The organism is Limnohabitans sp. INBF003 (assembly GCF_055396645.1).
Genome location: NZ_AP029222.1, coordinates 2,589,701 through 2,613,641, shown reverse-complemented (window position 1 = coordinate 2,613,641; position 23,941 = coordinate 2,589,701). Strand labels below are relative to the sequence as shown.

At 61.5% G+C, this 23,941-nt stretch carries 29 protein-coding genes; 19 read left to right on the top strand and 10 right to left on the bottom strand.

Annotated features, from left to right (window positions below):
- Positions 1-65: 65 nt before the first annotated feature.
- From dusB to ACZ5VE_RS11970, 4 genes are all read left to right on the top strand, one after another.
- Complete coding sequence (dusB, locus tag ACZ5VE_RS11985) at positions 66-1,097, top strand: tRNA dihydrouridine synthase DusB (RefSeq protein ID WP_464455384.1); 1,032 nt, start codon at positions 66-68, stop codon at positions 1,095-1,097.
- Entirely contained in the window at positions 1,094-1,333 is a 240-nt protein-coding gene (locus tag ACZ5VE_RS11980) for a Fis family transcriptional regulator (RefSeq protein WP_464455383.1), read from the top strand. The genes dusB and ACZ5VE_RS11980 overlap by 4 nt, the downstream gene beginning before the upstream one ends.
- A 93-nt stretch (positions 1,334-1,426) precedes the next feature.
- A complete protein-coding gene (gene purH / locus ACZ5VE_RS11975; RefSeq protein ID WP_464455382.1) occupies positions 1,427-3,013 on the top strand; it encodes a bifunctional phosphoribosylaminoimidazolecarboxamide formyltransferase/IMP cyclohydrolase in 1,587 nt (528 codons plus the stop codon).
- Positions 3,014-3,023: 10 nt separating this feature from the next.
- Positions 3,024-4,274: a DEAD/DEAH box helicase gene (locus ACZ5VE_RS11970; RefSeq protein WP_464455381.1), complete on the top strand. Its 1,251-nt coding sequence runs from the start codon at positions 3,024-3,026 to the stop codon at positions 4,272-4,274.
- A gap of 125 nt (positions 4,275-4,399) precedes the next feature.
- On the opposite strand, the gene ACZ5VE_RS11965 is transcribed toward ACZ5VE_RS11970, so the two are convergent.
- A complete protein-coding gene (locus ACZ5VE_RS11965) occupies positions 4,400-4,735 on the bottom strand; it encodes a DUF6172 family protein (RefSeq protein ID WP_464455380.1) in 336 nt (111 codons plus the stop codon).
- A gap of 138 nt (positions 4,736-4,873) precedes the next feature.
- Between ACZ5VE_RS11965 and ACZ5VE_RS11960 the strand changes: the two genes are divergently transcribed.
- Together ACZ5VE_RS11960 and ACZ5VE_RS11955 are read left to right on the top strand one after the other, a co-directional pair.
- Positions 4,874-5,155: a hypothetical protein gene (locus ACZ5VE_RS11960; RefSeq protein WP_464455379.1), complete on the top strand. Its 282-nt coding sequence runs from the start codon at positions 4,874-4,876 to the stop codon at positions 5,153-5,155.
- Positions 5,121-5,624 carry a TA system VapC family ribonuclease toxin gene (locus ACZ5VE_RS11955; RefSeq protein ID WP_464455378.1) on the top strand — a complete coding sequence of 168 codons (504 nt, stop codon included), beginning with the start codon at positions 5,121-5,123 and terminating at the stop codon, positions 5,622-5,624. The genes ACZ5VE_RS11960 and ACZ5VE_RS11955 overlap by 35 nt, the downstream gene beginning before the upstream one ends.
- A gap of 23 nt (positions 5,625-5,647) precedes the next feature.
- Here the strand turns inward: ACZ5VE_RS11955 and ACZ5VE_RS11950 are convergent, their stop codons facing one another.
- Genes ACZ5VE_RS11950 through thiD form a run of 4 tightly spaced genes read right to left on the bottom strand, consistent with a single transcriptional unit; the run spans position 5,648 to position 9,347 of the window.
- On the bottom strand, positions 5,648-6,634 hold the full coding sequence (locus tag ACZ5VE_RS11950) for a Bug family tripartite tricarboxylate transporter substrate binding protein (RefSeq protein ID WP_464455377.1): 987 nt from the start codon (positions 6,632-6,634) through the stop codon (positions 5,648-5,650).
- Entirely contained in the window at positions 6,631-7,086 is a 456-nt protein-coding gene (locus ACZ5VE_RS11945) for a hypothetical protein (protein WP_464455376.1), read from the bottom strand. Before ACZ5VE_RS11945 ends, ACZ5VE_RS11950 begins: the two co-directional genes overlap by 4 nt.
- Before the next feature lies 1 nt (position 7,087).
- Complete coding sequence (hemL, locus tag ACZ5VE_RS11940; protein ID WP_464455375.1) at positions 7,088-8,383, bottom strand: glutamate-1-semialdehyde 2,1-aminomutase; 1,296 nt, start codon at positions 8,381-8,383, stop codon at positions 7,088-7,090.
- A 16-nt stretch (positions 8,384-8,399) separates the two neighbouring features.
- Positions 8,400-9,347, bottom strand: a complete 948-nt coding sequence (gene thiD, locus ACZ5VE_RS11935) for a bifunctional hydroxymethylpyrimidine kinase/phosphomethylpyrimidine kinase (RefSeq protein ID WP_464455374.1) — start codon at positions 9,345-9,347, stop codon at positions 8,400-8,402.
- Between the two features lie 104 nt (positions 9,348-9,451).
- Here thiD and ACZ5VE_RS11930 point away from each other — a divergent pair, with 104 nt between their 5' ends.
- On the top strand, positions 9,452-9,622 hold the full coding sequence (locus tag ACZ5VE_RS11930) for a rubredoxin (RefSeq protein WP_019427587.1): 171 nt from the start codon (positions 9,452-9,454) through the stop codon (positions 9,620-9,622).
- 33 nt (positions 9,623-9,655) lie between these two features.
- On the opposite strand, the gene ACZ5VE_RS11925 is transcribed toward ACZ5VE_RS11930, so the two are convergent.
- Positions 9,656-11,134 (bottom strand): cryptochrome/photolyase family protein, encoded by a 1,479-nt coding sequence (locus ACZ5VE_RS11925; protein WP_464457496.1) that lies wholly within the window; start codon positions 11,132-11,134, stop codon positions 9,656-9,658.
- Between the two features lie 74 nt (positions 11,135-11,208).
- Here ACZ5VE_RS11925 and ACZ5VE_RS11920 point away from each other — a divergent pair, with 74 nt between their 5' ends.
- The 7 genes from ACZ5VE_RS11920 to ACZ5VE_RS11890 are packed head-to-tail and all read left to right on the top strand — an operon-like array spanning position 11,209 to position 16,193.
- Positions 11,209-11,808 (top strand): YqgE/AlgH family protein, encoded by a 600-nt coding sequence (locus ACZ5VE_RS11920; protein ID WP_464455373.1) that lies wholly within the window; start codon positions 11,209-11,211, stop codon positions 11,806-11,808.
- Positions 11,805-12,221, top strand: a complete 417-nt coding sequence (ruvX, locus tag ACZ5VE_RS11915; protein ID WP_464455372.1) for a Holliday junction resolvase RuvX — start codon at positions 11,805-11,807, stop codon at positions 12,219-12,221. Before ACZ5VE_RS11920 ends, ruvX begins: the two co-directional genes overlap by 4 nt.
- Positions 12,218-12,727, top strand: coding sequence for a bifunctional pyr operon transcriptional regulator/uracil phosphoribosyltransferase PyrR (pyrR, locus tag ACZ5VE_RS11910; protein ID WP_464455371.1), 510 nt, complete (start codon positions 12,218-12,220; stop codon positions 12,725-12,727). The genes ruvX and pyrR overlap by 4 nt, the downstream gene beginning before the upstream one ends.
- Positions 12,728-12,760: 33 nt before the next feature.
- Positions 12,761-13,726 carry an aspartate carbamoyltransferase catalytic subunit gene (locus tag ACZ5VE_RS11905; protein WP_464455370.1) on the top strand — a complete coding sequence of 322 codons (966 nt, stop codon included), beginning with the start codon at positions 12,761-12,763 and terminating at the stop codon, positions 13,724-13,726.
- 10 nt (positions 13,727-13,736) lie between these two features.
- Complete coding sequence (locus tag ACZ5VE_RS11900) at positions 13,737-15,032, top strand: dihydroorotase (protein WP_464455369.1); 1,296 nt, start codon at positions 13,737-13,739, stop codon at positions 15,030-15,032.
- A gap of 27 nt (positions 15,033-15,059) precedes the next feature.
- The gene (locus tag ACZ5VE_RS11895) at positions 15,060-15,803 is read left to right on the top strand and encodes a lysophospholipid acyltransferase family protein (RefSeq protein ID WP_464455368.1); all 744 of its coding nucleotides are present in this window, start codon (positions 15,060-15,062) and stop codon (positions 15,801-15,803) included.
- A gap of 45 nt (positions 15,804-15,848) precedes the next feature.
- Positions 15,849-16,193, top strand: coding sequence for a hypothetical protein (locus tag ACZ5VE_RS11890; protein ID WP_464455367.1), 345 nt, complete (start codon positions 15,849-15,851; stop codon positions 16,191-16,193).
- Between the two features lie 25 nt (positions 16,194-16,218).
- On the opposite strand, the gene ACZ5VE_RS11885 is transcribed toward ACZ5VE_RS11890, so the two are convergent.
- Together ACZ5VE_RS11885 and ACZ5VE_RS11880 are read right to left on the bottom strand one after the other, a co-directional pair.
- Positions 16,219-16,620, bottom strand: a complete 402-nt coding sequence (locus ACZ5VE_RS11885; RefSeq protein ID WP_464455366.1) for a surface-adhesin E family protein — start codon at positions 16,618-16,620, stop codon at positions 16,219-16,221.
- Between the two features lie 95 nt (positions 16,621-16,715).
- Entirely contained in the window at positions 16,716-17,699 is a 984-nt protein-coding gene (locus ACZ5VE_RS11880) for a polyprenyl synthetase family protein (protein WP_464455365.1), read from the bottom strand.
- A 216-nt stretch (positions 17,700-17,915) separates the two neighbouring features.
- On the opposite strand from ACZ5VE_RS11880, the gene rplU reads away from it, so the two are divergent.
- From rplU to proB, 4 genes are all read left to right on the top strand, one after another.
- Entirely contained in the window at positions 17,916-18,227 is a 312-nt protein-coding gene (gene rplU / locus ACZ5VE_RS11875; protein ID WP_019426390.1) for a 50S ribosomal protein L21, read from the top strand.
- A gap of 12 nt (positions 18,228-18,239) precedes the next feature.
- Positions 18,240-18,500, top strand: coding sequence for a 50S ribosomal protein L27 (rpmA, locus tag ACZ5VE_RS11870; protein WP_019430604.1), 261 nt, complete (start codon positions 18,240-18,242; stop codon positions 18,498-18,500).
- A gap of 103 nt (positions 18,501-18,603) precedes the next feature.
- Positions 18,604-19,728 carry an Obg family GTPase CgtA gene (cgtA, locus tag ACZ5VE_RS11865; RefSeq protein ID WP_464455364.1) on the top strand — a complete coding sequence of 375 codons (1,125 nt, stop codon included), beginning with the start codon at positions 18,604-18,606 and terminating at the stop codon, positions 19,726-19,728.
- 57 nt (positions 19,729-19,785) lie between these two features.
- A complete protein-coding gene (gene proB, locus ACZ5VE_RS11860) occupies positions 19,786-20,922 on the top strand; it encodes a glutamate 5-kinase (protein ID WP_464455363.1) in 1,137 nt (378 codons plus the stop codon).
- A gap of 36 nt (positions 20,923-20,958) precedes the next feature.
- Here the strand turns inward: proB and ACZ5VE_RS11855 are convergent, their stop codons facing one another.
- Complete coding sequence (locus tag ACZ5VE_RS11855) at positions 20,959-21,576, bottom strand: RNA pyrophosphohydrolase (RefSeq protein ID WP_464455362.1); 618 nt, start codon at positions 21,574-21,576, stop codon at positions 20,959-20,961.
- 99 nt (positions 21,577-21,675) lie between these two features.
- Between ACZ5VE_RS11855 and ACZ5VE_RS11850 the strand changes: the two genes are divergently transcribed.
- A complete protein-coding gene (locus ACZ5VE_RS11850) occupies positions 21,676-23,421 on the top strand; it encodes a proline--tRNA ligase (protein WP_464455361.1) in 1,746 nt (581 codons plus the stop codon).
- A 6-nt stretch (positions 23,422-23,427) separates the two neighbouring features.
- On the opposite strand, the gene ACZ5VE_RS11845 is transcribed toward ACZ5VE_RS11850, so the two are convergent.
- Entirely contained in the window at positions 23,428-23,862 is a 435-nt protein-coding gene (locus ACZ5VE_RS11845) for a DUF1841 family protein (protein WP_464457495.1), read from the bottom strand.
- Positions 23,863-23,941 lie beyond the last annotated feature (79 nt).

The window sequence follows — 23,941 nt, the reverse complement described above, 5'->3', positions numbered from 1 at the left end:
ATATTAAGCAACTACAATCGTGCCTCCTTTTTAGGCATTCCCCATTTCGGTACCCACTTCCAGTCATGCAGATTGGCTCCTTCCTTTTGCCCAACAATTTGTTTGTCGCCCCCATGGCGGGGGTGACGGACCGGCCTTTCCGTCAGCTGTGCAGACAGTTCGGGGCGGGCTATGCCGTGAGCGAAATGGTGACCTCGCGGCCTGACTTGTGGGCTTCGCTCAAAACTTCGCGCCGCGCCAACCACGAGGGCGAGCCGGGGCCGATTGCGGTGCAGATCGCAGGAACCGAGGCGCAAATGATGGCCGACGCCACGCGCTATAACATCGATCGGGGCGCGCAGATCATCGACATCAACATGGGCTGCCCCGCCAAAAAAGTCTGCAACAAATGGGCCGGTTCCGCCCTGATGCAGGACGAGCCGCTGGCGCTGGAGATCATTGCTGCCGTGGTGGCCGCAGCGCAGCCACACGGCGTGCCCGTGACCTTGAAGATGCGCACTGGCTGGTGCGATGCCGAAAAAAACGCCCTGAGCCTGGCCCGCGCCGCCGAGAGCGCCGGGGTGCAAATGGTCACCGTGCACGGCCGCACCCGCGAGCAGGGTTACAAAGGCCTGGCCGAATACGACACCGTGGCCGCCGTCAAAGCCGCGCTCAAGATCCCGGTGGTGGCCAATGGCGACATCGATTCGCCCGAAAAAGCCCGCGACGTGTTGAAGTTCACCGGCGCCGACGCCGTGATGGTCGGCCGCGCCGCACAAGGCAGCCCCTGGATTTTTCGCGAGATCGGCCATTTTTTGGCCACGGGCGAACACCTGGCCCCGCCGCTGGTGGCCGAGGTGCGCCGCGCCCTGCTGGAGCACCTGCAAGACCACTACGGCCTGTATGGCGAATACACCGGCGTGCGCTCGGCGCGCAAACACATCGGCTGGTATGTGCGTGCGCTGCCCGGCGGCGACACCTTCCGTGAACACATGAACACCCTGGAGACCGCCCCGCAGCAGTTGGCTGCGGTGGCCCATTACCTGGACGGCCTGGCCAGCCAGATGGACCGCTTGCCCGCGCAGCGTGCGCAGCCGGTTTTGGAGACATTGCAATGAGCGAACCCCAATCGATAGAAAACTGCATCCGGGACAACCTGGAAACCTACTTCCGTGACCTGGACGGCACCGACCCGACCGGCCTGTACGACATGCTGGTCAAGCTGGTGGAAAAACCCCTGCTCGATGTGGTGATGAGCCAGTCGGGCCAGAACCAGTCGCGCGCCGCCGAATGGCTGGGCCTGAACCGCAACACCCTGCGCAAGAAACTGCTGGAGCACGACCTGCTCAAATGAATTGTTGTGGCCGGGCCGTCCCGGCCTGCCTGAATACCTGCCAGAACCGTGTACCCCGGCCCCCTGATCTGACCTTTGTTGAAGAAAGCCCCCATGAGAGCCCTGATTTCCGTCTCTGACAAAACCGGCATCGTCGAACTGGCGAAAGACCTGCACGCCCTGGGCGTGAGCCTGATTTCCACCGGCGGCACCGCCAAGCTGCTGGCCGAGCAAGGCTTGCCCGTGACCGAAGTGGCCGAAGTCACCCAGTTCCCCGAAATGCTGGACGGCCGCGTCAAAACCCTGCACCCCAAAGTGCACGGCGGTCTGCTGGCCCGCCGCGACACGCCCGAGCACATGGCCGCTTTGCAGGCGCATGGCATCGAGACCATCGATTTGTTGATCGTCAACCTCTACCCCTTTGAAGCGACGGTGGCCAAGCCTGGCTGTACGCTGGCCGACGCGATTGAAAACATCGACATAGGCGGCCCCGCCATGGTGCGCTCGGCCGCCAAAAACTGGAAAGACGTGGGCATCGTCACCGACGCCAGCCAGTACCCCGCCGTGATGGCCGAGCTGAAAGCCGACGGCAAGCTCAGCGACAAATTGCGCTTTGCCCTGTCGGTGGCCGCGTTCAACCGCATCAGCCAATACGACAGCGCCATCAGCAACTACCTCTCCAGCGTGAACTTTGAAGCTGAAAAACTCAGCGAAGACTACGTGCCCGAGCGTGCCCAGTTCAGCGGCCAATTCAACGAGCAATATGTCAAGGTGCAAGACCTGCGCTACGGCGAAAACAGCCATCAGCAAGCGGCCTGGTACCGCGACCTGGCCCCCGCTGCCGGTTCGCTCGCCACTGGCGTGCAGCTGCAAGGCAAAGAACTGTCCTACAACAACATCGCCGACGCCGATGCGGCGTGGGAATGCGTCAAGAGTTTCGAGACCACCGCCTGTGTGATCGTCAAGCACGCCAACCCCTGCGGCGTGGCCGTGGGCGCGAACCCGCTCGAGGCCTACAGCAAAGCCTTCCAGACCGATCCCACCAGCGCGTTCGGCGGCATCATCGCTTTCAACCGCCCGGTGGACAAAGCCGCTGCCGAAGCCGTGAGCAAGCAGTTTGTCGAAGTGCTCATGGCCCCCGACTTCAGCGCGGAAGCGCTGGAAGTGTTCAAGAGCAAAGTCAATGTGCGCCTGATGAAGATCGCGCTGCCTGCCGACTACGGCAACGTGCGCAACGCTTTGGAGACCAAGCGCGTGGGCTCTGGCCTCTTGCTGCAAAGCGCCGACAACCACGAGTTGGCTTTGGCTGACTTGAAGATCGTCACCGTCAAGCAACCCACGCCTGAAGAACTGGGTGACCTGCTGTTCGCCTGGAAAGTGGCCAAGTTCGTCAAATCCAACGCCATCGTGTTCTGCAAAAACGGGATGACCATGGGCGTGGGCGCTGGCCAAATGAGTCGCCTGGACTCTGCCCGCATCGCCAGCATCAAGGCTGAAGCAGCAAAGTTGAGTTTGCAAAACACCGTGGTGGCGAGCGACGCCTTCTTCCCCTTCCGCGACGGCCTCGACGTGGTGGTCGATGCAGGCGCGACCTGCGTGGCCCAGCCCGGTGGCTCGATGCGCGACCAGGAAGTCATTGACGCGGCGAATGAGCGCGGCGTGGCGATGGTCTTCACGGGTGTGCGTCACTTCCGTCATTGATTGGCCTATTTTGAACTTTGAATCACTTGGCCTGACCCCCGCGCTCTTGCGTGCCGTGGGTGACATGGGCTTGTACGCCCCCACCCCGATCCAGGCCGAGGCGATTCCTGTTGCCTTGAAATTTGCCGACGTGTGGGCCACCGCACCCACCGGCTCGGGCAAGACCCTGGCCTTTGCGCTGCCGCTGCTCCAGCACTTGCTGGCTGTGCCGCGCCAGACCAATTACCGCCGCCCGGTGCGTGTGCTGGTGTTGGTGCCCACGCGCGAGCTGGCAGTGCAAGTCGGTGATGTGCTGGCCAATTTGGCTTACAAGCTGCCGCAGTCGCTCAAGGTCAACACCGTGTTTGGCGGCGTTTCGGTCAACCCGCAAATGATGGCGCTGCGTGGCGGTGCTGACATCCTGGTGGCCACGCCTGGCCGCTTGCTCGATTTGATCGACCAAAACGCCGTGCGCCTGGCCGATGTGCAGCACCTGGTGCTGGACGAAGCCGACCGCCTGCTGGACTTGGGCTTTGCCGACGAGTTGCAACGTGTGCTGGCGCTGCTGCCGCCCAAGCGCCAGACTTTGCTGTTTTCAGCCACGTTTGCGCCCGAGGTAGAAGCTTTGGCGGCCAAGTTGTTGCACGATCCAGCGCGCATCACGGTCGAGGCCTTTGAAGGCCACCAACCCGACATCACCCAGCGCGCCATCGCGGTGGACGAAAAAAGCCGCACCGCTTTGTTGCGCCACCTGATCCAAGAAAACGGCTGGAAGCAGGTGCTGGTGTTTGTGGCCACGCGCTATGCCTGTGAGCATGTGGCGAACAAGCTCTACAAAGCGGGCGTCTATGCCACGCCTTTTCATGGCGAGATGAGCCAAGGCGCACGCCAGGACGTCTTGAGCGAGTTCAAAGCCGGTCGCTGGGATGTGGTGGTGACCACCGACCTGGCTTCTCGCGGCATCGACATCGCCATGCTGCCCGTGGTGGTCAACTACGACTTGCCGCGCTCAGCCACCGATTACACCCACCGCATTGGCCGCACGGGCCGGGCCGGGGCGCACGGTGATGCGGTGAGCTTTGTCACCGCCGCTGCGCTCGCGCACTGGAAGTTGATCCAGAAACGCGAAAGCCTGGAACTCGCTTTGGAGCAAATCCCAGGCTTTGAGCCCACCGAAACCCCGCCACCGCCGTCACCCGGCAATGGGGGCGTCAAGGGGGTGCGTTTGAGCAAGAAGGACAAGTTGAGAGCGGCAGCTGCGGCCGCGGATTTGCCAAAGTAAGGCCATGGGCGTCACTGCGCCGGGTTGACCGTGCTGCTTTGCGCTGCTGGCTGAATACTTTGCTGGACTTGATCGGGCGTGGGCCCAGCTTCATCCGGGCTTGCGCAAGCCGGCTCAGGTTCGCATCAGTCTTGTCGCAGATCGTCAAAGTGGTCTTCGCCACTGCTGTGGTCTTGCGCCTTCAGCACGCGCACGCCGTGCTTGCTCAAAATTTCCACATAGACCGACGTTGCACCCGCTTTGGCTGCGGCGTCCACCGCTTCGATCACAGCGCTCACGCGCACCACTTCGGCGCTGTCGGCCGTCAGACCCACTTTGCAGTCAAAGTCCCAAAAGTCCACGCCTTTGGGCACATCGCGGTTGCGCTCGCGCTTGAAGTATTTGCGGATCTCGTGTTTGACGGCTTCGAGCACGCGGTCGGGGTGCTTGCCTTCGGCTTGCAGGGGGAAATTCTTTTTCATGGGGAGTCCAAGGGAGTAGGCAAGCGCCCGGTCCGGACGTGAATGCAGGGGCGAATTATCGCCGGTTTGTCCTGGCTGCCTGGCACAGGCTGTCAGGTTCACTTGCGCATATTGATGCGTTTATGCAAAAATTCAGACATGCGAACTTCACTTGACATCCCCGATCCGCTGTTCAAGCACCTCAAAACCCGGGCCGCCCAGGAGGGCCGAACCCTGCGCGACCTGGTCATCGAGTTGGTCGAGCGGGGTTTGACCGCCCGCGAGGTGGTGGACCCGCAAAAGCGGTTTGAAGCCAGGCCCGTGTTTGGGTCAGGTGAGCCGTTGGCCATGCCCCTGCATCTCATGAGCAACGCCGGTATTTACGACCTGTTGAACGAGGAAGACGATGAGCGAATCATCCAACTCATGGCACGTCGCTGAAGCTTCACCGGGTTGGCGTTTGTCGACGGGTGACTTCCTGGACGTGAATGTCTGGTTGACTTTGTCTTACCGATCGCACCCCTTCCATGCGGTGGCCACGCGTTATTGGCAGTCTGTGTGTGAAAGCGGCACGCCTTTGTGGTTCAGTCGGGCCAGCATGGCGGCTTTGGTGCGTCTGTTGACGCAGCCGCGCTTGATGGGGAGTGATGTCATGACCATGCACCAAGCGTTGGCCACTTACCGGCAGTGGTTAGATGCACCACAAGTGTCGTTTTTGCCCGAACCACCAGGTTTTGATGACGCATTGATTCGCTTGATGGGCAGTGCCTCAACCCCCTTGCCGACCCGCTTGTGGACGGACTTGTGCTTTGCCGCAACGGCCGAAGCCGCAGGCCTGCGCATGGTCACGTTTGACCGAGACTTTGAGCGCTTTGGTCTGGAGCGTTGTCTGGTTTTGTCGCAAGCCTGATGCAGGCTTGGGCTGGCCTGGCCTCAGTCGTCCTGGATTTTTGCCTCGTGCACGATGGCACCCATGTGCCTGTACTCGATGGTTACCGCTTTGGCAAACTCGGCCACTGTGGCGGGCGCTGCCACGCATTCGGCCGCTTGCAAGCGTTCGCGCAGCGCGGGCAGGGCCAGCACCGCGTTGATGTGCGCATTGAACTTTTCAACGATGGCACCGGGCACACCGGCCGGGGCAAAGATGCCAAAACGCGAGCTGAAGTTGGCCGAAGCCAGGCCCAGCTCGGCCAGTGTGGGTACCCCGGGCAGCGCATCGAGTCTGGCTGCAGCGCCCACGGCCAGCGCACGCAAACGGCCCTCCTTGATGTGCTGCAAGACCACGCCGGAAGCGTTGGTCGAGAGCACTTCAAACTGCCCGCTCAGGGCGTCGGTGATCTGCTGACCGCCTCCTTTGTAAGGCACGTGGGTGATGCGCACTTGCGCGCTGGCGCGGATGTTCTCCAGCATCAGATGGCCGAGCGAGCCTGATCCCGATGTGGCCCACCGCAGGGCGTCGGGCTGTTGCCTTGTGCGTGCCAGCAGGGCCTTGAAGTCGCCTTGGGCCAGTGCAGGTGTTGCCGCGATCAGCACGGGCGAGTACATCACGCTCGCCACAGGCGTGATGTCTTTCTCGGCGTTGTAGGGCAAGTGCCCCAAGTGCGGGCTGAGCGTCAGTGGCGACAGGGCCGTGAACACGAAGGTGTGACCATCGGGCGCGGATTTGGCAGCCGCATTGACCGCGAGCGAGCCACCGGCCCCGGCGCGGTTGTCCACCAGCACGGGCACACCCAACCGTGTACTCAGTTGCTCGGCCAGTGCACGGGCCACCGTGTCGCTGACCCCGCCAGGCGGGTAGGCCACGATCAGTTTGATGGGTTTGCTGGGCCAGACCGGGCTCTGGCCCCAGACGGGCATGGCGCAGCACAGCGCGGTAGTCAGCCATGTGCGGCGACTTGGCCGGAAGGCGTGGTGCGTCATGGCAGTCTGAATTTGAGCTGAAAACTCACGGCACCGTACAGCCGGTCTTTGAGCGGCGGCACCAGCGCCAGGTTCAGGCCGATGCGTTCACCCTCCCATGAGGCCACCGGGATGACCGCCGGGAACCAGCCGCCGTTGAAGGCCTTGGGGTAGCCGTTGAAGGCACCACCGACCACACCGAGCTTGACGCCGGACACCGTCCAGGGTTGGTAGTAGGCGCCCACATAACTTGAGTGCGCGCTGTCGCTGTTGATGAAGCGGCCCGCCGTGGCCGACCAGCTGTCATCGAGCTTGTATTCGAAGCCCAGGCCCGGGTTGGCGTTGCGCAGGCCTCTGTCGGTGTCGAAGTGGGCCGAGTAAAACCCGGCGTTGACCCACAGACGGCTGCTGTCGAAGTCCGCGCCCGCCAAGCTGGCTGACACCAGCAAGGAGGTGACCAGCAGCGCTTTCATGTCAGAGTGTCGCAAAGACTTCGCTGGCCACCCGCACGGTTTCGGCGATGTCGGCGTCGGTGTGGGCCGCACTCACAAAACCGGCTTCGTACAGCGCAGGCGCGATGTAGACGCCGCCATCGAGCAGGCCGTGGAACAGCTTGTTGAACTTGGGGCTGTCGCTGGTCATGACTTTGGCGTAGTTTTGCGGCAGCTCGGGCAGCAGGAAAAAGCCGAACATGCCGCCCTGGCAATCGGCGCTGAACGGCACGCCCGCTGCAGCCGCAGCGCCTTTGAGGCCGTCGACCAGGCTTTGCGTGCGGCCGCTCAGGGCGTCCCAAAAGCCAGGCTTGGCGATCTCGCGCAGCGTGGTCAGGCCGCAGGCGGTGGCGACCGGGTTGCCGCTGAGCGTGCCCGCTTGGTACACCGGGCCGGTTGGGGCCAATTGGCGCATGATCTCGCGCGGACCGCCAAAGGCCGCCAGCGGCATGCCGCCGCCGATCACTTTGCCCAGCACCGTGAGGTCGGGTTTGAAGCCAGGGATTTCTTTGGCGTAGACACTTTGAGCCGAACCCAGCGCCACACGAAAACCGGTCATCACTTCGTCAAGCACCAGCAGCGCACCGTGTTCGGTGCACAGCTCGCGGCAGCGCTTCATGAAGGGCACGCTGGCCCGCACAAAGTTCATGTTGCCCGCAATCGGCTCGATCATCACGCAGGCCAGTTCCTTGCCGTGCAGGGCAAAGGCTTCTTCAAGGGCGGTGATGTTGTTGTATTCGAGCACCAGGGTGTCACGCACCACTTCGGGCGGCACGCCCGCGCTGGTGGGGTTACCAAAAGTGGCCAGACCCGAGCCAGCCTTGACCAGCAGGGCATCCGCATGGCCGTGGTAGCAGCCTTCAAACTTGATGAATTTGTTGCGACCGGTGGCGCCGCGTGCCAAGCGCAGTGCGCTCATGCCTGCTTCGGTGCCCGAGCTGACCAAGCGCACCATTTCCATCGAAGGGACGTATTTCAGGATTTCTTCGGCCAGCTCGATCTCGCGTTCGGTGGGCGCACCGAACGAAAAGCCGTCCAGGGCCGCCTTTTGCACCGCTTCGAGCACGGCGGGGTGGCCGTGGCCCAGGATCATCGGGCCCCAGGAGCCGATGTAGTCGATGTATTTCTGGCCGTTGGCGTCCCAAAAATAAGCGCCTTGGGCGCGCTGCACAAAACGGGGTGTTCCGCCCACGGCGCGAAAGGCGCGCACGGGCGAATTGACGCCCCCGGGGATCACTTGGGCGGCGCGGTCAAACAGTTGCTGGTTGCGGTCGGTCATGTCGGTTCTCAAAAGCTCAGTGTTTGGTTTCGTTGAAGGGGACTTCAAAGTAGTCGGCACCCGGATGCACTTCGGGGCCTTCTGGCGTGTCGGTGTCTTCGTCATCTGGCAATGCCCAGAACAGGCGGTCTGGGATGACTTGGCCCATGCCGGGCCTGAAGCCTTCGTCCAGGCAGCGGTCCAGGTAATGCAAAGCTTCGTTGGTGGCTTCGGGCAGGTCCATGCCCGTCGCCAGCAGTGCAGCCAGTGCCGCGGTCAGGGTGTCGCCCGCGCCCGCAAAAACAGCTTCGATGCGTTCAAACTTTTCGTGGCTGAGCACGGTTTCGGGTGAAGCCAGTGCGTTGTCAATGTGTTGTTCGGGCAGCGGCAGGCCCGTGACCAAGGTGTAGGGCACGCCCAGTTCGGCGGCCGCTTTGGCAATGTCGCGTGGTCCGGGGTTGCGCTCGCCCGTCCACTCGGGCAGCAGCCAACGGCGCAAGGTGCTGTGGTGCCCGACCAGCACGCTGGTTTGCGGCAGCAGCAGTTCGCGGAAGGCGTCCAGATAAGCATCGATCTTGTCGTCTTCCCACCAGGACAGGTTGGGCATGTAGGCCACCACGGGCACGCCGTCGTAGTCGTCGGCCAACTCGGCCACGATGGCCAGGCTTTCAGGCGTGCCGACAAAGCCGACTTTGATGACTTGCACCGGCACGTCTTCGGCCACAGCCCTGGCCTGGTCGTTCACCGCTTCTTCGTCGAGCGGGTAAAAGTCGGTGATGCTGCTGGTGTCGCGCACATAAGCTCCTGTGCACACGGGCAAGCAATGTGCCCCCACCGAGGCCATGGCCGTGGCATCGCAGGTCAGCCCGCCCGCACCACTGGGGTCGTTGGCATTGAAGGACAGCACGCAGGCCAGGCCAGCAGACTCTTCCTCGTCGCTCAGGATCTCGGTTTCAGGCGGGAATTCGGGGTTGTGATCGGTCATGAAAGGCGAATGGCAGGAGGGCTTCAGAGGGTCTTCAGCCGGGCACTCGGCGGGGCCCGATACAATCAAATCATTCTATTCGACTCTTTGATTGCGACACTGTGATGGAACACAAAACCTGGATGTGCCTGATTTGCGGCTGGATTTACGACGAAGCCGAGGGCGACCCCGAGCACGGCATTGCACCGGGCACCAAATGGGAAGACGTGCCCATGAACTGGACCTGCCCTGAGTGCGCAGCCCGCAAGGAAGACTTTGAGATGGTGGCGATCTGATCTGAACAGATCACCAACGCACACCAAGCCGTCTTATTCAGACGGCTTTTTCTTGACCACCGCGTAGCGTGCCAGCGTTTTTTCGCGGGCTTCGGCGTGGTCCACGATAGGCACCGGGTAGGTTTTGCCGATCACCACTTCGGCCGCTTGCAGCTCAAGCGGTTTGGCCAGCCAGGGCGCATGCAGGTCTTTGGTGGACAGAGCCGCCAATTCGGGCACATAGCGGCGGATGAATTTGCCCTCAGGGTCGAATTTTTCGCTTTGGCTGATCGGGTTGAAGATGCGGAAATACGGCTGTGCGTCGCAACCGCTGGAGCTGGCCCATTGCCAGCCGCCGTTGTTGGCCGACAGGTCAAAGTCGTTCAGGTGGGTGGCGAAGTATTTTTCGCCCCAGCGCCAATCGATGCCTAAATCCTTGACCAAAAAGCTGGCCACCACCATGCGCAGCCGGTTGTGCATGTAGCCGGTCTGGTTGAGCTGGCGCATGGCCGCGTCCACCAGCGGGTAGCCGGTGCGGGCTTCGCACCAGGCGTCAAACAGCTTATGGGCATGGGGGCCGTGCTCCCAGTGGATGGCGTCGTAGTCGGGTTTGAAGCTCTGGCCATGGCCCACATGGGCAAAGTTGTGCAGCACCTGCACATAAAAATCCCGCCAGATCAATTCGGACAACCAAACACTGGCCCCCGGGCTGCCCGCCAGCATGCGTGGGTAGGCTTCGCGGGCGAGTTGGCGGATCGACACGGTGCCAAAGCGCAAATGCACGCTCAGGTAACTGGGGCCTTTGACGGCCGGGAAGTTGCGCGTGTCTTCGTACTGGTCGATTCGGGTCAAAAAGTCTTGCAGCAAGGCCTGGGCACCCGATTCGCCCGTCGGGATTTTCAGGGCCTTGAGGTTGGTGGGCTCAAACCCGATGTCTTGTAGACTGGGCACGGGCTGGGCCAGGTCGTCGGGTCGTGGTGCCAGGCGTTTGGCCAGTGGGGCCACGTCGAAAGCCTGCAGGTCTTCAGGCGTGACTTTTTTCAGCCAGGCATTTTTGTAAGGCGTGAACACGCTGAAGGGCTTGGCCATTTGGGTCAGCACTTCGGTGCGCTCAAAGACCACATGGTCCTTGAAGGTGTGCAGCACGATGCCGTGGTTGGCCAGATGGCCGCGCACCTGAATGTCGCGTGCCAGCGCCTGGGGCTCGTCGTCGTGGTTGGCAAACACCGCCTGGGCTTGCAGGTGCTGGGCCAGCTTGACGATTTTGTCTTTGGCCACGCCGTGGCGCACGATCAGGCCCGCTTGTGGGTGGCCCGCCAGTTCGCGCAACTGGGCATCCACCTCGACCAGCGACTCGCGGATGAACTCCACCCGGCGGTCAGCGCGGGGCAGGGCGTCCAGAATCTCGGTGTCAAAGACGAACACCACATGCACGCGTTGGCAGTGCTTCAGGGCTTGGTGCAGGGCGGCATGGTCACTCACGCGCAGGTCGCGCCGCAGCCAGACCAGGCCACAAGAAAAAGGGGTTTCCATCAGGGTTTGCCGGGTTGGATCAATCAAGGCACCTTCAGCCCAACCCGCAGGGGCCAGACCGCTAAAATCGGTGCATGACAGATTGTGCCTCTATCGACCTCAAGCATCATTTCCTGATCGCCATGCCCGGGTTGGAGGACGAGACTTTTGCCCGCAGCGTTATTTACATGTGCGAGCACAGCGCCCGTGGGGCCATGGGCCTGATCATCAACAAACCCTCTGACATCAGCATGCGCCTTTTGTTTGACAAGGTGGATTTGCCGCTGCGCCGCGAAGACCTGGTGCAAAACCCGATCTCGCAGGGCGGCCCGGTGCAGACCGAACGGGGTTTTGTGTTGCACGACCCCGTGGTGATGGAAAAGACCGAAGAGGGCGCTGGCTCCGTTTACGCCTCGACCCTCGCGGTGCCGGGCGGCCTGGAGATGACCACCTCACGCGATGTGCTCGAAGCCTTGTCTTCCGGGGCCGGGCCACGTCGGGTGTTGATCACCCTGGGTTATTCGTCCTGGGGCGAGGGCCAGTTGGAGTCCGAGCTGGGCGAAAACACCTGGCTCACGGTGCTGGCGTCTGCCGAGGTGATTTTTGATGTGCCCATGGCCGAGCGCTACGACCGCGCCCTGGACTTGTTGGGCCTCAAAAGCTGGATGCTCTCGCCAGAAGCGGGGCACGCATGAGCAGCGCCCCTGACAACACTGTGCCCGCCAACCACCAGAGTTTTTTGGCGTTTGACTATGGCCTCAAGCGCACCGGCGTGGCCGTGGGCAATCGCCTCATGAAGTCTGCCACCCCGCAAGGCACGATTGCCGCCGAGGGCGACGCCCGGTTTGAACACATCGCCAAACGCATCAAGGAGTGGCAGCCCGACGCCTTGGTGATCGGCGTGCCCACCCACCCGGATGGCGGTGAGCACGAAAACACCCTGCGCGCCCGCAAGTTTGGCCGACAGTTGCGCGGCCGTTTTGGCCTGGCGGTGTACGAGGTGGACGAGCGTTACACCACCACCGAAGCCCATTCCTACGGTGCCAAAGACGCTGATGCCGCTGCGGCGGCGATCATTCTTGACCAATTTTTAAGGAACCTGCCATGAGCGCACTCGCCCTGAATGCCGAGGCCTTGTACCCGGAATTGCTGCGCGGCGTGCGCAGCCTGTGCAAGGCCGACACCCGCTTGGTGGGCATCACCTCGGGCGGTGCCTGGCTGGCCGAACGTCTGCAACGCGACCTGGCCTTGCCCGGTGAGTCGGGCCGCGTGTCCTCGGTCATGCACCGCGACGACTTTGCCCAGCGCGGCCTGTCGGCGGGAGGGCAGACCCATTTGCCATTCGAGGTCGATGGTGCCGACATCCTGGTGCTCGACGACGTGCTCTACACCGGCCGGACGATCCGCGCCGTGCTCAATGAAATCTTCGATTACGGCCGTCCGGCCCGCGTGCAACTGGCGGTGCTGGTGGACCGGGGTGGGCGTCAGCTTCCGGTGCAGGCCGACTTTGCCGCGGCTCGTGTGGCCCTGCCCGAGACGCAATCGCTGGCGCTGGCCCGCGATGCGGCAGGGCGGTTCAGTTTTGACGTGGAGATCAAAGCCCCGCTTTCTTGAAGGCGCTTCAACAGGCCACGAGGTGAAAACAACATGCTCTACAAACGCAACAACCCCCAACTCAACAAGAACGGCGAGCTGATCCACCTGCTCTCCACTGAAGGCCTGTCCAAGGACATCCTTACGCACATCCTCGACACAGCGTCAAATTTTGTGAGCGTCAGCGACCGCGAAGTCAAAAAGGTGCCCCTCTTGCGCGGCAAGAGCGTGTTCAACCTGTTTTTTGAAAACAGCACCCGCACCCGCACCACCTTCGACATCGCGGCCACCCGCCTGTCGGCCGATGTCTACACACTCGACATCGCCCGCTCGTCGGCCAGCAAGGGCGAGTCGCTGCTCGACACCATCGCCAACCTGAGCGCCATGGCCGCCGACATTTTTGTGGTGCGCCACAGCGAGTCGGGCGCGCCTTACCTGATTGCGCAGCACGTTGCGCCCCATGTACACGTGGTCAATGCCGGTGACGGGCGCCACGCCCACCCCACGCAGGCGCTGCTGGACATGTACACCATCCGGCACTACAAAAAAGACTTTGCCAACCTCACCGTGGCCATCGTGGGCGATGTGCTGCACTCGCGTGTGGCGCGCTCTGACATCCATGCGCTTACCACGCTCGGTTGTGCAGAAGTGCGCGTCGTCGGCCCCAAGACCTTGGTGCCCGCCGACATGGCCCAGATGGGCGTGCGCGTCTTCAACAACCTGGAAGAAGGCATCAAGGGTTGCGACGTGGTCATCATGCTGCGGCTGCAAAACGAGCGCATGAGCGGCGCGCTGCTGCCCTCCAGCCAGGAATACTTCGAGAGCTTTGGCCTCACCCCTGAAAAACTCCAGCTGGCCAAGCCCGACGCCATCGTCATGCACCCCGGCCCGATCAACCGGGGCGTCGAGATCGACTCTGCCGTGGTCGATGGCCAGCAAAGCGTGATCCTGCCGCAGGTGACTTTCGGCATCGCGGTGCGCATGGCGGTGATGAGCATCGTGGCTGGCAACGAGGCATAAGGCACAAGACATGAAAATCCTGATTCAAAACGGCCGCGTGATCGACTCCGCCAGCGGCTTTGACCAAACCGCCGACCTGGCCATCGCTGCCGGACGCATCGTGGCCATGGGCCAGGCCCCTGCCGATTTCACGCCCAACCGCGTCATCAACGCCCAAGGCTGCATCGTGGCCCCGGGGCTGGTCGATCTGGCGGCGCGCTTGCGCGAGCCCGGCCAGGAGCATGCGGGCATGCTGGAAAGCGAAATGGCCGCCGCCGTGTCCGGTGGCGTGACCAGCCTGGTCTGCCCGCCCGACACCGAGCCGGTGCTTGACGAGCCCGGTCTGGTCGAGATGCTGCGCTACCGCGCCGAAAAACTGCACCAGGCCCGCGTGCTGCCGCTGGGCGCACTGACCGTGGGCCTCAAAGGCGATGTGCTGACCGAAATGGGCCAGTTGACGGCTGCCGGTTGCGTGGGTTTCAGCCAGGCCGAAGTGGCGCTGGCCAACACCCAGGTGGTGCAGCGTGCTTTGCAATACGCCAGCTCATTTGGCTTCACGGTCTGGCTGCGCCCGCAAGAGTTTTACCTGGGCAAAGGCGTGGCCGCCAGCGGCGCACTGGCCACGCGCATGGGTTTGTCGGGCGTGCCGGTGGCTGCCGAAACCATTGCCCTGCACACGATTTTTGAGCTGGTGCGCAGCACCCGCGCCCGTGTGCACCTGTGCCGCATCAGCAGCGCTGCCGGGGTGGAACTGATCCGCCAGGCCAAAGCCGAAGGCCTGCCGGTCACGGCCGACGTCAGCATCAATTCGCTGCACCTGACCGATGCCGACATGGGCTACTTTGACAGCCGTGCGCGCCTGACGCCGGTGCTGCGTCAGCAGCGCGACCGCGATGCCCTGCGCGCCGGCCTGGCCGACGGCACGCTGGACGCGCTGGTGTCCGACCACACCCCGGTCGATGCCGATGCCAAAGCCCTGCCTTTTGCCGAAGCCGAACCCGGTGCCACCGGCATGGAGCTGCTGTGGAGCCTGGCCCTCAAGTGGGGGCAGGACGACGGCATCGATCTGGTCAAAGTGCTCTCGCGCATCACGGCCCACCCCGCCCGCGTGCTGGGCACGGCGCTGGGCAGCTTGCAAGACTCGGTGGGCCAACTGGCTGTGGGCGGCGTGGCCGATGTGTGCGTGTTGTCGGCCGATGGCCACTGGCCCGTCACCGAAGCCTCGCTGCGCAGCCAGGGCAAGAGCACCCCGTTTTCGGGTTACGAGCTGCCCGGTCGCGTGCTGACCACGCTGGTTGGTGGGCATGTGGCGTTCGATGCGAGCTGATTGTTGGCTTTTGGCGTTCGGAGCGACATGCGAACGCTGAAAGCCGTCTGGAAATTGTTGCGCGGCCTGTGGCATGTGCTGCTCGGCATGTGGATGATTTACACCCGATTTCCCCGGCTCAGCCTCGAGCAGCGTGAAATGCGTGTGCAAGTCTGGGCCCTTCAATTCTTGGCGCTTTGGGACATTCATCTCCAAGTGCGGGGGCAGCCGGTGCGCAATGGGCCGGCGCTGATTGTGGCCAACCACATTTCATGGTTGGACATTTCGGTCATTCATGCGGCCCGGCATTGCCGCTTTGTCTCCAAGTCAGACATCCGGAGTTGGCCTTTGGTCAGCACCTTGGCCACCGGCGCAGGCACGCTCTACATTGAACGCACCAGCCGAAAAGACGCCCTGCGCATGGTGAAGGACATGGCCGATGCCATGAAAAATGGCGATGTGGTGGCCGTTTTTCCTGAGGGTACGACCAGCGATGGCCGGGACTTGCTGCCGTTTCACGCCAACTTAATCCAATCCGCGATTCAGGCCGAAGCCCCTGTGCAGCCGATGTCGCTGCAGTTCATCGATGCACAAAGTGGGGAGACGAGTTTTGCGCCTTGCTACATCGGGGATGACACCTTGTTGGGTTCCATTTGGCGCACACTGACTGCGTCTCGCATCACGGCGGTGGTCCATTTTGGCGAGTTGCAGTACGCCGAAGGCCGTGATCGCCGCGCTTGGGCTCATGCTTTGCGCGAAGAGGTGATCCGGTTGCGTGATGCCAAGGACTGAGCCGTGACGATGGCTCACCCGTGTCGCGGGTCGGGCTGTTGGAACATGATCAAAGTGCAAATGGGCTTACTTATGAAAAATCTGTTCTTGAGCGTTCTTTTGTTCGCGAGCGCGGCCCCGTTGATGGCAGCGGATGCTTACCCTTCGGTTCGTGTCAGGGACATTCCCGAAGGGCTCAAGATGGTTTGGCTACAAACCAAGCCGGAGATGACCGGGAACAGCCGTTGTGCAGCAGCTTTTGACAACCACAGCGACGTTGAAAAAATGACTTTGCAATGCTCCGTGCACATCAAAATGGCGGCTGAGGGGGTACGCCGTGCCATGCGTTATTGCGAAGAAAAACGGCAAGAACTGAAAATCAAAGAGCCTTGCCGAATCGTGACGGATTGACGTCAGCGTTGCAGGGTTTTTCTGTTCAACAAACGCGTCGTGCGATTTTTTGAATGGGGGATGTCGGGTCGATGTCCAGCCACTCATGCAGCATGCCTTGTCGACTCACGACCTTGCCCGTGAGCATCGGGCCGGTGTAATAGGTCAGATGCAAAACCCGGGCCATTTTCAAATGGCAATTGACCTGGATCTGTGAGTGGATGGACAAGTAGGGCTTGCCATCGCCTGTGGTTTGGGGCTTCTTGTAATCCAGTGCGCTCCACACCTTTTTGCGGCCATCTTCTTCGGTGATGGATTGGGGGTCGATGTAGAACAGGCCTTGGTCATTGAGCATGAGGGCCTCCCACTTGGTGCTGGCCTGGGTGCCTTGGCACAAGAGAAGCGATAAACCCAAGAGGGCACAGGCGATGGGACGGGTCAGTTTCATGGTTCTCAATCCTGTCTGGTTGTCTGAATCATGAACCATCGGCTGATGGCTGTATTGAGCTTGCGCAGAGATGGGCTCATCAGCGGCAAAAACGGTCAGGTTCGGCGGTTCAGCAGTTGTGAGGCCAGCAGCACCATGGCCTGACGGTGTGCGTTGTCCGGCAGTTGCATGGCGGCATCAATGGCCCGTTGGGCTTCTGCTGCTGCTGCGTTGCGTGTGGCCTCCAGGGCACCGGTTTCGCGCACGATGGCCACGATGTCGGCCAGGCGGTCGACGCTGCCGGTTTCAATGGCTTCGCGAACGGTCTGGCTTTGGGCTGTGCTGCCACGCTGCATGGCCAAAATCAGCGGCAGGGTGGCTTTGCCTTCACGCAAGTCATCACCCAGGTTTTTGCCCATTTCAGCCGTGTTGCCGTCGTAGTCGAGCACATCATCGATGACCTGGAAAGCTGTGCCCAAGGCTTGACCGTAGTCAGCGCAGGCCGCTTCAACAGAAGCAGGGCTGCCCGCCAAAATGGCCCCCAAGCGGGCGCTGGCTTCGAACAATTTGGCGGTTTTGGAGCGGATGACGCGCAGATAGCCTTCTTCGTCCAGCGAGGCGTCGTGCATGTTCATCAGTTGCAGCACTTCGCCTTCGGCGATCACGTTGGTCGCATCGGCCAGGGTTTGCATGACGCGCATGCTGTCGGCGTCCACCATCATCTGGAAGGCACGCGAATACAAAAAATCGCCCACCAGCACGCTGGCCGGGTTGCCAAAATTTTCGTTGGCCGTGGGGCGGCCGCGCCGCAGGGTGGATTCGTCCACCACATCGTCGTGCAGCAAGGTGGCCGTGTGGATGAATTCGACCACGGCGGCCAGATTGTGGCGTTGCGTGCCGGTATAGCCCAATGCGCCGCAGGTCAGCAGCAGCAACACGGGACGCAAGCGTTTGCCACCCGCCGAGATGATGTAGCGTGCCACCTCGCCGACCAAAGGGACACCTGAATCCAGTCGCTGGGCGATGACCCGGTCGACTTCGGCCATGTCGGGAGCCACCAGTGCTAGGACGGTGGCGGTGCTGTGATCAGAGGCAGACAAGTGGAATATCCGGCTGGGTTACCCGGCTGGGCCGAGTCTGGAAATGACGAGGGTGGGACACGTTTTGAATGTGCACACATTATAGGGACCGCGTTTGTCGGTCATGCCTTGAGAGATCGGTGGGGCCGCGAGATTTGCCTGATGGGCTTGACCGTGCTAGAATCTTCGGTTCCTTGGGGATTAGCCCTTGGAAACTTCCATTCAAAGAGGTCATTTATGTACGCGGTCATAAAAACCGGTGGCAAACAGTATCGTGTTGTCGCTGGCGAAAAAATTAAAGTAGAACAGATTGCTGCGGACGTTGGCCAGGAAATCGTGATTGATCAAGTTTTGGCCGTCGGTACCGGCGCTGAACTCAAGATCGGCACGCCCCTGGTGTCCGGCGCCACAGTCAAAGCCACAGTGTTGGCGCATGGCAAGCACGACAAAGTGCACATCTTCAAGATGCGCCGTCGTAAGCACTATCAGAAACGTCAGGGTCACCGCCAGCAGTTCACCGAACTGCAAATCGGCGCGATCTCTGCCTGAGGAGAATAGGTCATGGCACAGAAAAAAGGCGGCGGCTCTACGCGCAACGGTCGTGATTCCAAGCCAAAGATGCTGGGTGTCAAGGCTTTCGGTGGTGAACTGATCAGCGCTGGCTCGATCATCGTTCGTCAACGTGGTACCAAGTTCCATGCCGGCAACAATGTCGGTATCGGCAAAGACCACACTTTGTTTGCCCTGGTTGATGGCCACGTGTCGTTTTCCACCAAAGGTGAGCTCAGCAAGCACATGGTCAACGTGACACCGGCTGTTTAAGCCTGTCTCGCCCATTGCGAAGAGGAGCCCCGCAAGCCGGGGCTTTTCGCATTTTGGCCCGCTGGTATTTTGACGGCGAGCCCCAAGCTACACTGGAAATCTCATGAAGTTCGTTGACGAAGCCTATATTGACATCTCCGCAGGTGACGGCGGGAACGGCTGCGTCTCGTTCCGCCATGAGAAGTACAAGGAATTCGGTGGCCCCAACGGGGGCGATGGTGGTCGTGGCGGGCATGTGTTTGCCTTTGCCGACATCAACCTGAATACCCTGGTCGACTATCGTTATTCGCGCCGCCACGAAGCCAAGCGCGGCCAGCATGGCATGGGCTCGGACATGTTCGGTGCCGCCGGTGACGACGTGACCCTCAAAATGCCCGTGGGCACCATCATCACCGACGCCGAAACGGGCGAAGTGCTGTACGAATTGCTGGTGCCGGGGGAAACCATCATGATCGCCAAGGGCGGTGACGGTGGTTTTGGCAACATGCGCTTCAAAAGCGCCATCAACCGTGCCCCGCGCCAAAAAACGCCGGGCTGGCTTGGTGAAAAGAAAGAGCTCAAGCTCGAATTGAAAGTGCTGGCCGATGTCGGTCTGCTGGGCATGCCCAACGCAGGAAAATCCACTTTCATTGCGGCGGTGTCCAACGCGCGCCCCAAGATCGCCGATTACCCCTTCACCACCTTGCACCCCAATCTGGGCGTGGTCCGTGTGGGTCCAGAGCAAAGTTTTGTGGTGGCCGATGTGCCCGGTTTGATCGAAGGTGCCTCCGAAGGCGCAGGCCTGGGCCATTTGTTCTTGCGTCATCTGCAGCGCACCCGTTTGCTGTTGCATGTGGTCGACTTTGCGCCGTTTGACGAAAACGTCGATCCGGTGCAGCAAGCCAAGGCCATCGTGGCCGAGCTCAAAAAGTACGACCCGGGCCTGTACAACAAACCCCGCTGGCTGGTGCTCAACAAGCTGGACATGGTGCCTGCCGAAGAGCGCGAAGCCCGTGTCAAGGACTTCATCAAGCGCATGCGCTACAAAGGCCCGGTCTTCCAGATTTCGGCCCTGACCCGCGAAGGCTGCGAGCCCTTGATCAAAGAGATCTATAAGCACATCCGTGCCCAGCAGATCATCGAGCAAGGTGTTGTGGACATTGACCCCCGTTTCACGGAGCAGGACAAGCCGCAAGAGCCCGATGCCGACGATCCACGGTTCAAGGCTCTGCCCACGGATTCCGAGTAAGGCGACCCCCAGGTCTGACCTGCCGCCCGCTGTATCAACGCCAAGCACACCCCGAGCATGACCTCTCCTGCCGTATCCACCCTGTTGCGTGACGCCCGCCGCATCGTTGTCAAAGTGGGCTCGAGCTTGGTCACCAATGAGGGGCGCGGTCTGGACGAGGGTGCGATTGGTGAATGGTGCCGCCAGATGGCGCTGCTCAGCGCGCAAGGCAAAGAGGTGGTGATGGTGTCCAGTGGCGCGATTGCCGAAGGCATGAAGCGCCTGGGCTGGACCACCCGCCCGAGCGAAGTGCCCGCCTTGCAAGCCGCCGCTGCCGTCGGCCAGATGGGCCTGGCGCAAATGTACGAAACCAAGCTGCGCGAAAACGGCATGGGCAGCGCCCAGGTCTTGCTCACGCACGCTGATCTGGCAGACCGTGAGCGCTACCTCAATGCCCGCTCCACCCTGCTCACTTTGCTCCAGCACCGCGTGCTGCCGGTCATCAACGAAAACGACACGGTCGTCAACGACGAAATCAAGTTCGGCGACAACGACACCTTGGGTGCTTTGGTCGCCAATCTGATCGAAGCCGATCTGCTGGTCATTCTGACCGACCAGAAGGGCTTGTACACCGCCGACCCCCGCAAAGATCCTTCGGCCACGTTTGTGCATGAGGCCCGTGCGGGTGACCCTGCGCTGGAAACCATGGCGGGTGGTGCGGGCTCGAGCATCGGCAAGGGCGGCATGATCACCAAAATCCTGGCGGCCAAGCGTGCGGCGGGCTCTGGCGCATCGACCGTGATCGCCTGGGGGCGCGAACCCGACGCGTTGCTGCGCTTGAGTCAAGGCGACAACATGGGTACCTTGCTGGTGGCGCAAACCGCCAAACAACAAGCCCGCAAACAGTGGATGGCCGACCACCTGCAGTTGCGTGGCTCGGTGACGGTGGACGCCGGGGCTGCCCATAAGGTGCTGACCGAAGGCAAGAGCCTTCTGCCCATTGGCATGAGCGGCGTTGCAGGAGATTTCTCGCGCGGTGACGTCATTGCCATCCGGGACGAGCAAGGTGCAGAAATTGCCCGGGGCCTAGCCAACTACGCCAGTGCTGAAGCCCGTTTGCTGTGCCGCAAACCCTCGCACGAATACGAGGCCTTACTGGGTTACACCGCCGAGCCCGAGATGGTGCATCGCGACAATTTGATCCTCAGTCGCTGAAGTCAAAAAAGCCCGCATTTGCGGGCTTTTTGTGGTTCATCCTTGCGGATTCGGATCGAAGCTGGCGCCCGGAGGCAACTCCATGTGCGGCGGTGCCTGCATCTCCATCGTGCCGTTTTCCGGGTCCATGCCTTCGCGTGGACCACGGTTGCCTCCACGTAAATAACGGTTTTGCCGGTCATTGCGAGGCAGGAAACGCGCCAGCTCGGTCAGCGCCATTTCATAAACGCCACGTTTGAACTCCACCACCACATCCAGCGGGACCCAATAGTCGTTCCAACGCCAAGCGTCAAACTCGGGGTGGTCGGTGGCGCGCAGGTTCAGGTGGTGGTCGTGCGTGACCATCTGCAGCAGGAACCAGATTTGTTTCTGGCCCTTGTAAAAGCCGCGTGCATCCCGACGGATGAAGCGGTCTGGCACCTCATAGCGCAACCAGTCACGGGTTCGGGCCACGATGCGCACATGCTCCGGATGGAGCCCCACCTCTTCGTGCAGTTCTCGGAACATGGCCTGCTCAGGGCTTTCGCCCCGGTCAATGCCACCCTGCGGAAACTGCCAGCTGTGGGTGCGTATGCGCTTGCCCCAGAAAACCTGGTTTCTCTGGTTGAGCAGAATGATGCCGACGTTCGGCCTAAAGCCTTCACGGTCAAGCATAATCAACCTCAAATTTTTAAATTGTGTCCATTATGCACGCCGTACCAGCGCTCGCTATTGGATGTTTCCCCTGATGCCCCTGTCATTGAGTCTGCCGCGATGAAAGCCTCCCAATTCCTCATTTCCACCCTCAAAGAAGCGCCAGCCGATGCTGAAGTGGTCAGCCACAAACTGATGACCCGTGCGGGCATGATCAAGAAGCTGGGCGCGGGCATTTACAACTACATGCCCATGGGCCTGCGCGTGATCCGCAAGGTCGAAGCCATCGTGCGCGAAGAGATGAACCGCGCCGGTGCCATCGAGATGACCATGCCCGTGGTGCAACCTGCCGAGCTGTGGCAAGAGACCGGCCGCTTTGACAAGATGGGCCCAGAGTTGTTGCGTATCAAGGACCGCCATGGCCGCGACTTCGTGATCCAGCCCACCAGCGAAGAAGTCGTGACCGATGTGGTGCGCCAGGAAGTGCGCAGCTACAAGCAGCTGCCCAAAAACTTCTATCAGATCCAGACCAAATTCCGCGACGAACGCCGCCCCCGTTTTGGTCTGATGCGCGGCCGTGAGTTCATCATGAAGGATGCCTACAGCTTTGACCGCGACATGGTCAGCGCCAAGGCCAGCTACCAGGTGATGGCCGCTGCCTACCGCAAGATCTTTGACCGCTTTGGCCTGACTTACCGCGCTGTGGCGGCTGACAGCGGCGCCATTGGCGGCGACCTGTCTGAAGAGTTCCAGGTGATCGCCGCCACCGGCGAAGACGCCATCGTTTACTGCCCCACCAGCAGCTATGCCGCCAACATGGAAAAAGCCGAGGCGCTGGCCCCTGCTCAGCCACGCGGCTCGGCCTCTCAAGCCCTGACGAAGACCGCCACCCCGGGCAAAAGCACCTGCGAAGACGTCGCCGCCTTGCTGAACGTGCCCCTGTCCACCACCGTCAAGTCGCTGGTGCTGGCCACCGACACGCTCAATGAGCAGGGCGAGATCGTGAAATCGCAAGTTTGGCTGTTGCTGCTGCGCGGCGATCACGACATGAACGAAGTTAAGGCCAACAAACTGCCCGGCATGGAAGGCGGTTTCCGTTTTGCCACTTTGGCCGAAATCGAAGAGCACTTCGGCTGCAAACCCGGTTACCTGGGCCCGCTGAACCTGAAGAAACCCGTGCACATCGTGGCCGACCGCGAAGTGGCCGTGATGGCCGACTGGATCTGTGGCGCCAACGAAGAAGACTTCCACATCACTGGCGTCAATTGGGGCCGCGACCTGCCTGAGCCTGCTTTGGTGGCAGACATCCGCAACGTGGTGGCTGGCGACAAATCGCCCGACGGCCAGGGCGAACTCGCCATTGAACGCGGCATCGAAGTGGGCCATGTGTTCTACCTGGGCACCAAATACTCCAAGGCCATGAACGCCACGTTCCTGGACGAAACCGGCAAGCCGCAATTCCTGGAAATGGGCTGCTACGGCATCGGCGTCACGCGCCTGCCTGCTGCTGCCATCGAGCAAAACCACGACGAGCGCGGCATCATCTGGCCCGATGCGATTGCCCCGTTCACTGCAGTTGTTTGCCCCATCGGCATGGACCGCAGCGAAGCGGTCAAAGCCGAGGCCGAGCGCATCTACGCCGCCTTGCTGGCCGATGGCGTGGACGTGATCCTGGACGACCGGGGCGAGCGCCCCGGCGCCATGTTTGCCGACTGGGAGTTGATCGGTGTGCCGCACCGCATCACCATTGGCGACAAGGGCCTCAAAGACGGCCTGGTCGAATACCAGCACCGCCGTGATGCAGAAGCATCCAAAGTGGCTGTTTCAGACATCCTGGCGCACATCAAGAGCCGCATGGCGGCTTGATCCGAATCAGTCTTTGGTTGCGTGGCGCTGGACGCACGCGATATAGGCTTCGCCGTCAGGCATGCGCCCTGAGTGCTGGCTTTCGTGGACCATCCGGCCCAGGCATTCCATGGCTCTGTGGTGGGCGTCGTGCAGTGAGTTGAGTCGGTGTGTGAGCAATTCGACCGACTGACGAATCCCACGTGGTTGGTCAATGCTGCATTGCTCGCTGATGGACAGGTGCATCGACAGGTGCAAAAACGCGTTTTCCCGGCTGGGGTCTACTTGGTGCATGTTGGCCAGCGCCGCATCAACATCCGCCAGTTCGGCATGGTATTCGGGGTGTTCGTCAATCCACTGGCTGACGAGCATTTCCATGGGTTCGAGCGGAGCAGCGGTCTTGGCCTTGGCATAGACGCCACAAAAAAAGCGCCGCACATCGGCTTGTGAAGGTTGAATCAGCATGGGTCCAATTGTCCGTCATGTCGGCACTTGAAGCCCATTGGTGGAGTTGGGATGGGGTCAGGGGCCGGGGTTCAGA

What these genes read in the sequence shown, in the direction of transcription:
- ACZ5VE_RS11925 (WP_464457496.1), bottom strand. Translation starts at nt 11,134, where the DNA reads ATGGAAACCCCTTTTTCTTGTGGCCTGGTCTGGCTGCGGCGCGACCTG.
- ACZ5VE_RS11960 (WP_464455379.1), top strand. Translation starts at nt 4,874, where the DNA reads ATGCGAACTTCACTTGACATCCCCGATCCGCTGTTCAAGCACCTCAAA.
- proB (WP_464455363.1), top strand. Translation starts at nt 19,786, where the DNA reads ATGACCTCTCCTGCCGTATCCACCCTGTTGCGTGACGCCCGCCGCATC.
- purH (WP_464455382.1), top strand. Translation starts at nt 1,427, where the DNA reads ATGAGAGCCCTGATTTCCGTCTCTGACAAAACCGGCATCGTCGAACTG.
- ACZ5VE_RS11900 (WP_464455369.1), top strand. Translation starts at nt 13,737, where the DNA reads ATGAAAATCCTGATTCAAAACGGCCGCGTGATCGACTCCGCCAGCGGC.
- ACZ5VE_RS11855 (WP_464455362.1), bottom strand. Translation starts at nt 21,576, where the DNA reads ATGCTTGACCGTGAAGGCTTTAGGCCGAACGTCGGCATCATTCTGCTC.
- ACZ5VE_RS11850 (WP_464455361.1), top strand. Translation starts at nt 21,676, where the DNA reads ATGAAAGCCTCCCAATTCCTCATTTCCACCCTCAAAGAAGCGCCAGCC.
- cgtA (WP_464455364.1), top strand. Translation starts at nt 18,604, where the DNA reads ATGAAGTTCGTTGACGAAGCCTATATTGACATCTCCGCAGGTGACGGC.
- hemL (WP_464455375.1), bottom strand. Translation starts at nt 8,383, where the DNA reads ATGACCGACCGCAACCAGCAACTGTTTGACCGCGCCGCCCAAGTGATC.
- ACZ5VE_RS11905 (WP_464455370.1), top strand. Translation starts at nt 12,761, where the DNA reads ATGCTCTACAAACGCAACAACCCCCAACTCAACAAGAACGGCGAGCTG.
- pyrR (WP_464455371.1), top strand. Translation starts at nt 12,218, where the DNA reads ATGAGCGCACTCGCCCTGAATGCCGAGGCCTTGTACCCGGAATTGCTG.
- ACZ5VE_RS11885 (WP_464455366.1), bottom strand. Translation starts at nt 16,620, where the DNA reads ATGAAACTGACCCGTCCCATCGCCTGTGCCCTCTTGGGTTTATCGCTT.
- ACZ5VE_RS11980 (WP_464455383.1), top strand. Translation starts at nt 1,094, where the DNA reads ATGAGCGAACCCCAATCGATAGAAAACTGCATCCGGGACAACCTGGAA.
- ACZ5VE_RS11965 (WP_464455380.1), bottom strand. Translation starts at nt 4,735, where the DNA reads ATGAAAAAGAATTTCCCCCTGCAAGCCGAAGGCAAGCACCCCGACCGC.
- ACZ5VE_RS11945 (WP_464455376.1), bottom strand. Translation starts at nt 7,086, where the DNA reads ATGAAAGCGCTGCTGGTCACCTCCTTGCTGGTGTCAGCCAGCTTGGCG.
- ACZ5VE_RS11950 (WP_464455377.1), bottom strand. Translation starts at nt 6,634, where the DNA reads ATGACGCACCACGCCTTCCGGCCAAGTCGCCGCACATGGCTGACTACC.
- ACZ5VE_RS11890 (WP_464455367.1), top strand. Translation starts at nt 15,849, where the DNA reads ATGATCAAAGTGCAAATGGGCTTACTTATGAAAAATCTGTTCTTGAGC.
- rplU (WP_019426390.1), top strand. Translation starts at nt 17,916, where the DNA reads ATGTACGCGGTCATAAAAACCGGTGGCAAACAGTATCGTGTTGTCGCT.
- ruvX (WP_464455372.1), top strand. Translation starts at nt 11,805, where the DNA reads ATGAGCAGCGCCCCTGACAACACTGTGCCCGCCAACCACCAGAGTTTT.
- ACZ5VE_RS11955 (WP_464455378.1), top strand. Translation starts at nt 5,121, where the DNA reads ATGAGCGAATCATCCAACTCATGGCACGTCGCTGAAGCTTCACCGGGT.
- ACZ5VE_RS11930 (WP_019427587.1), top strand. Translation starts at nt 9,452, where the DNA reads ATGGAACACAAAACCTGGATGTGCCTGATTTGCGGCTGGATTTACGAC.
- thiD (WP_464455374.1), bottom strand. Translation starts at nt 9,347, where the DNA reads ATGACCGATCACAACCCCGAATTCCCGCCTGAAACCGAGATCCTGAGC.
- dusB (WP_464455384.1), top strand. Translation starts at nt 66, where the DNA reads ATGCAGATTGGCTCCTTCCTTTTGCCCAACAATTTGTTTGTCGCCCCC.
- ACZ5VE_RS11895 (WP_464455368.1), top strand. Translation starts at nt 15,060, where the DNA reads ATGCGAACGCTGAAAGCCGTCTGGAAATTGTTGCGCGGCCTGTGGCAT.
- rpmA (WP_019430604.1), top strand. Translation starts at nt 18,240, where the DNA reads ATGGCACAGAAAAAAGGCGGCGGCTCTACGCGCAACGGTCGTGATTCC.
- ACZ5VE_RS11920 (WP_464455373.1), top strand. Translation starts at nt 11,209, where the DNA reads ATGACAGATTGTGCCTCTATCGACCTCAAGCATCATTTCCTGATCGCC.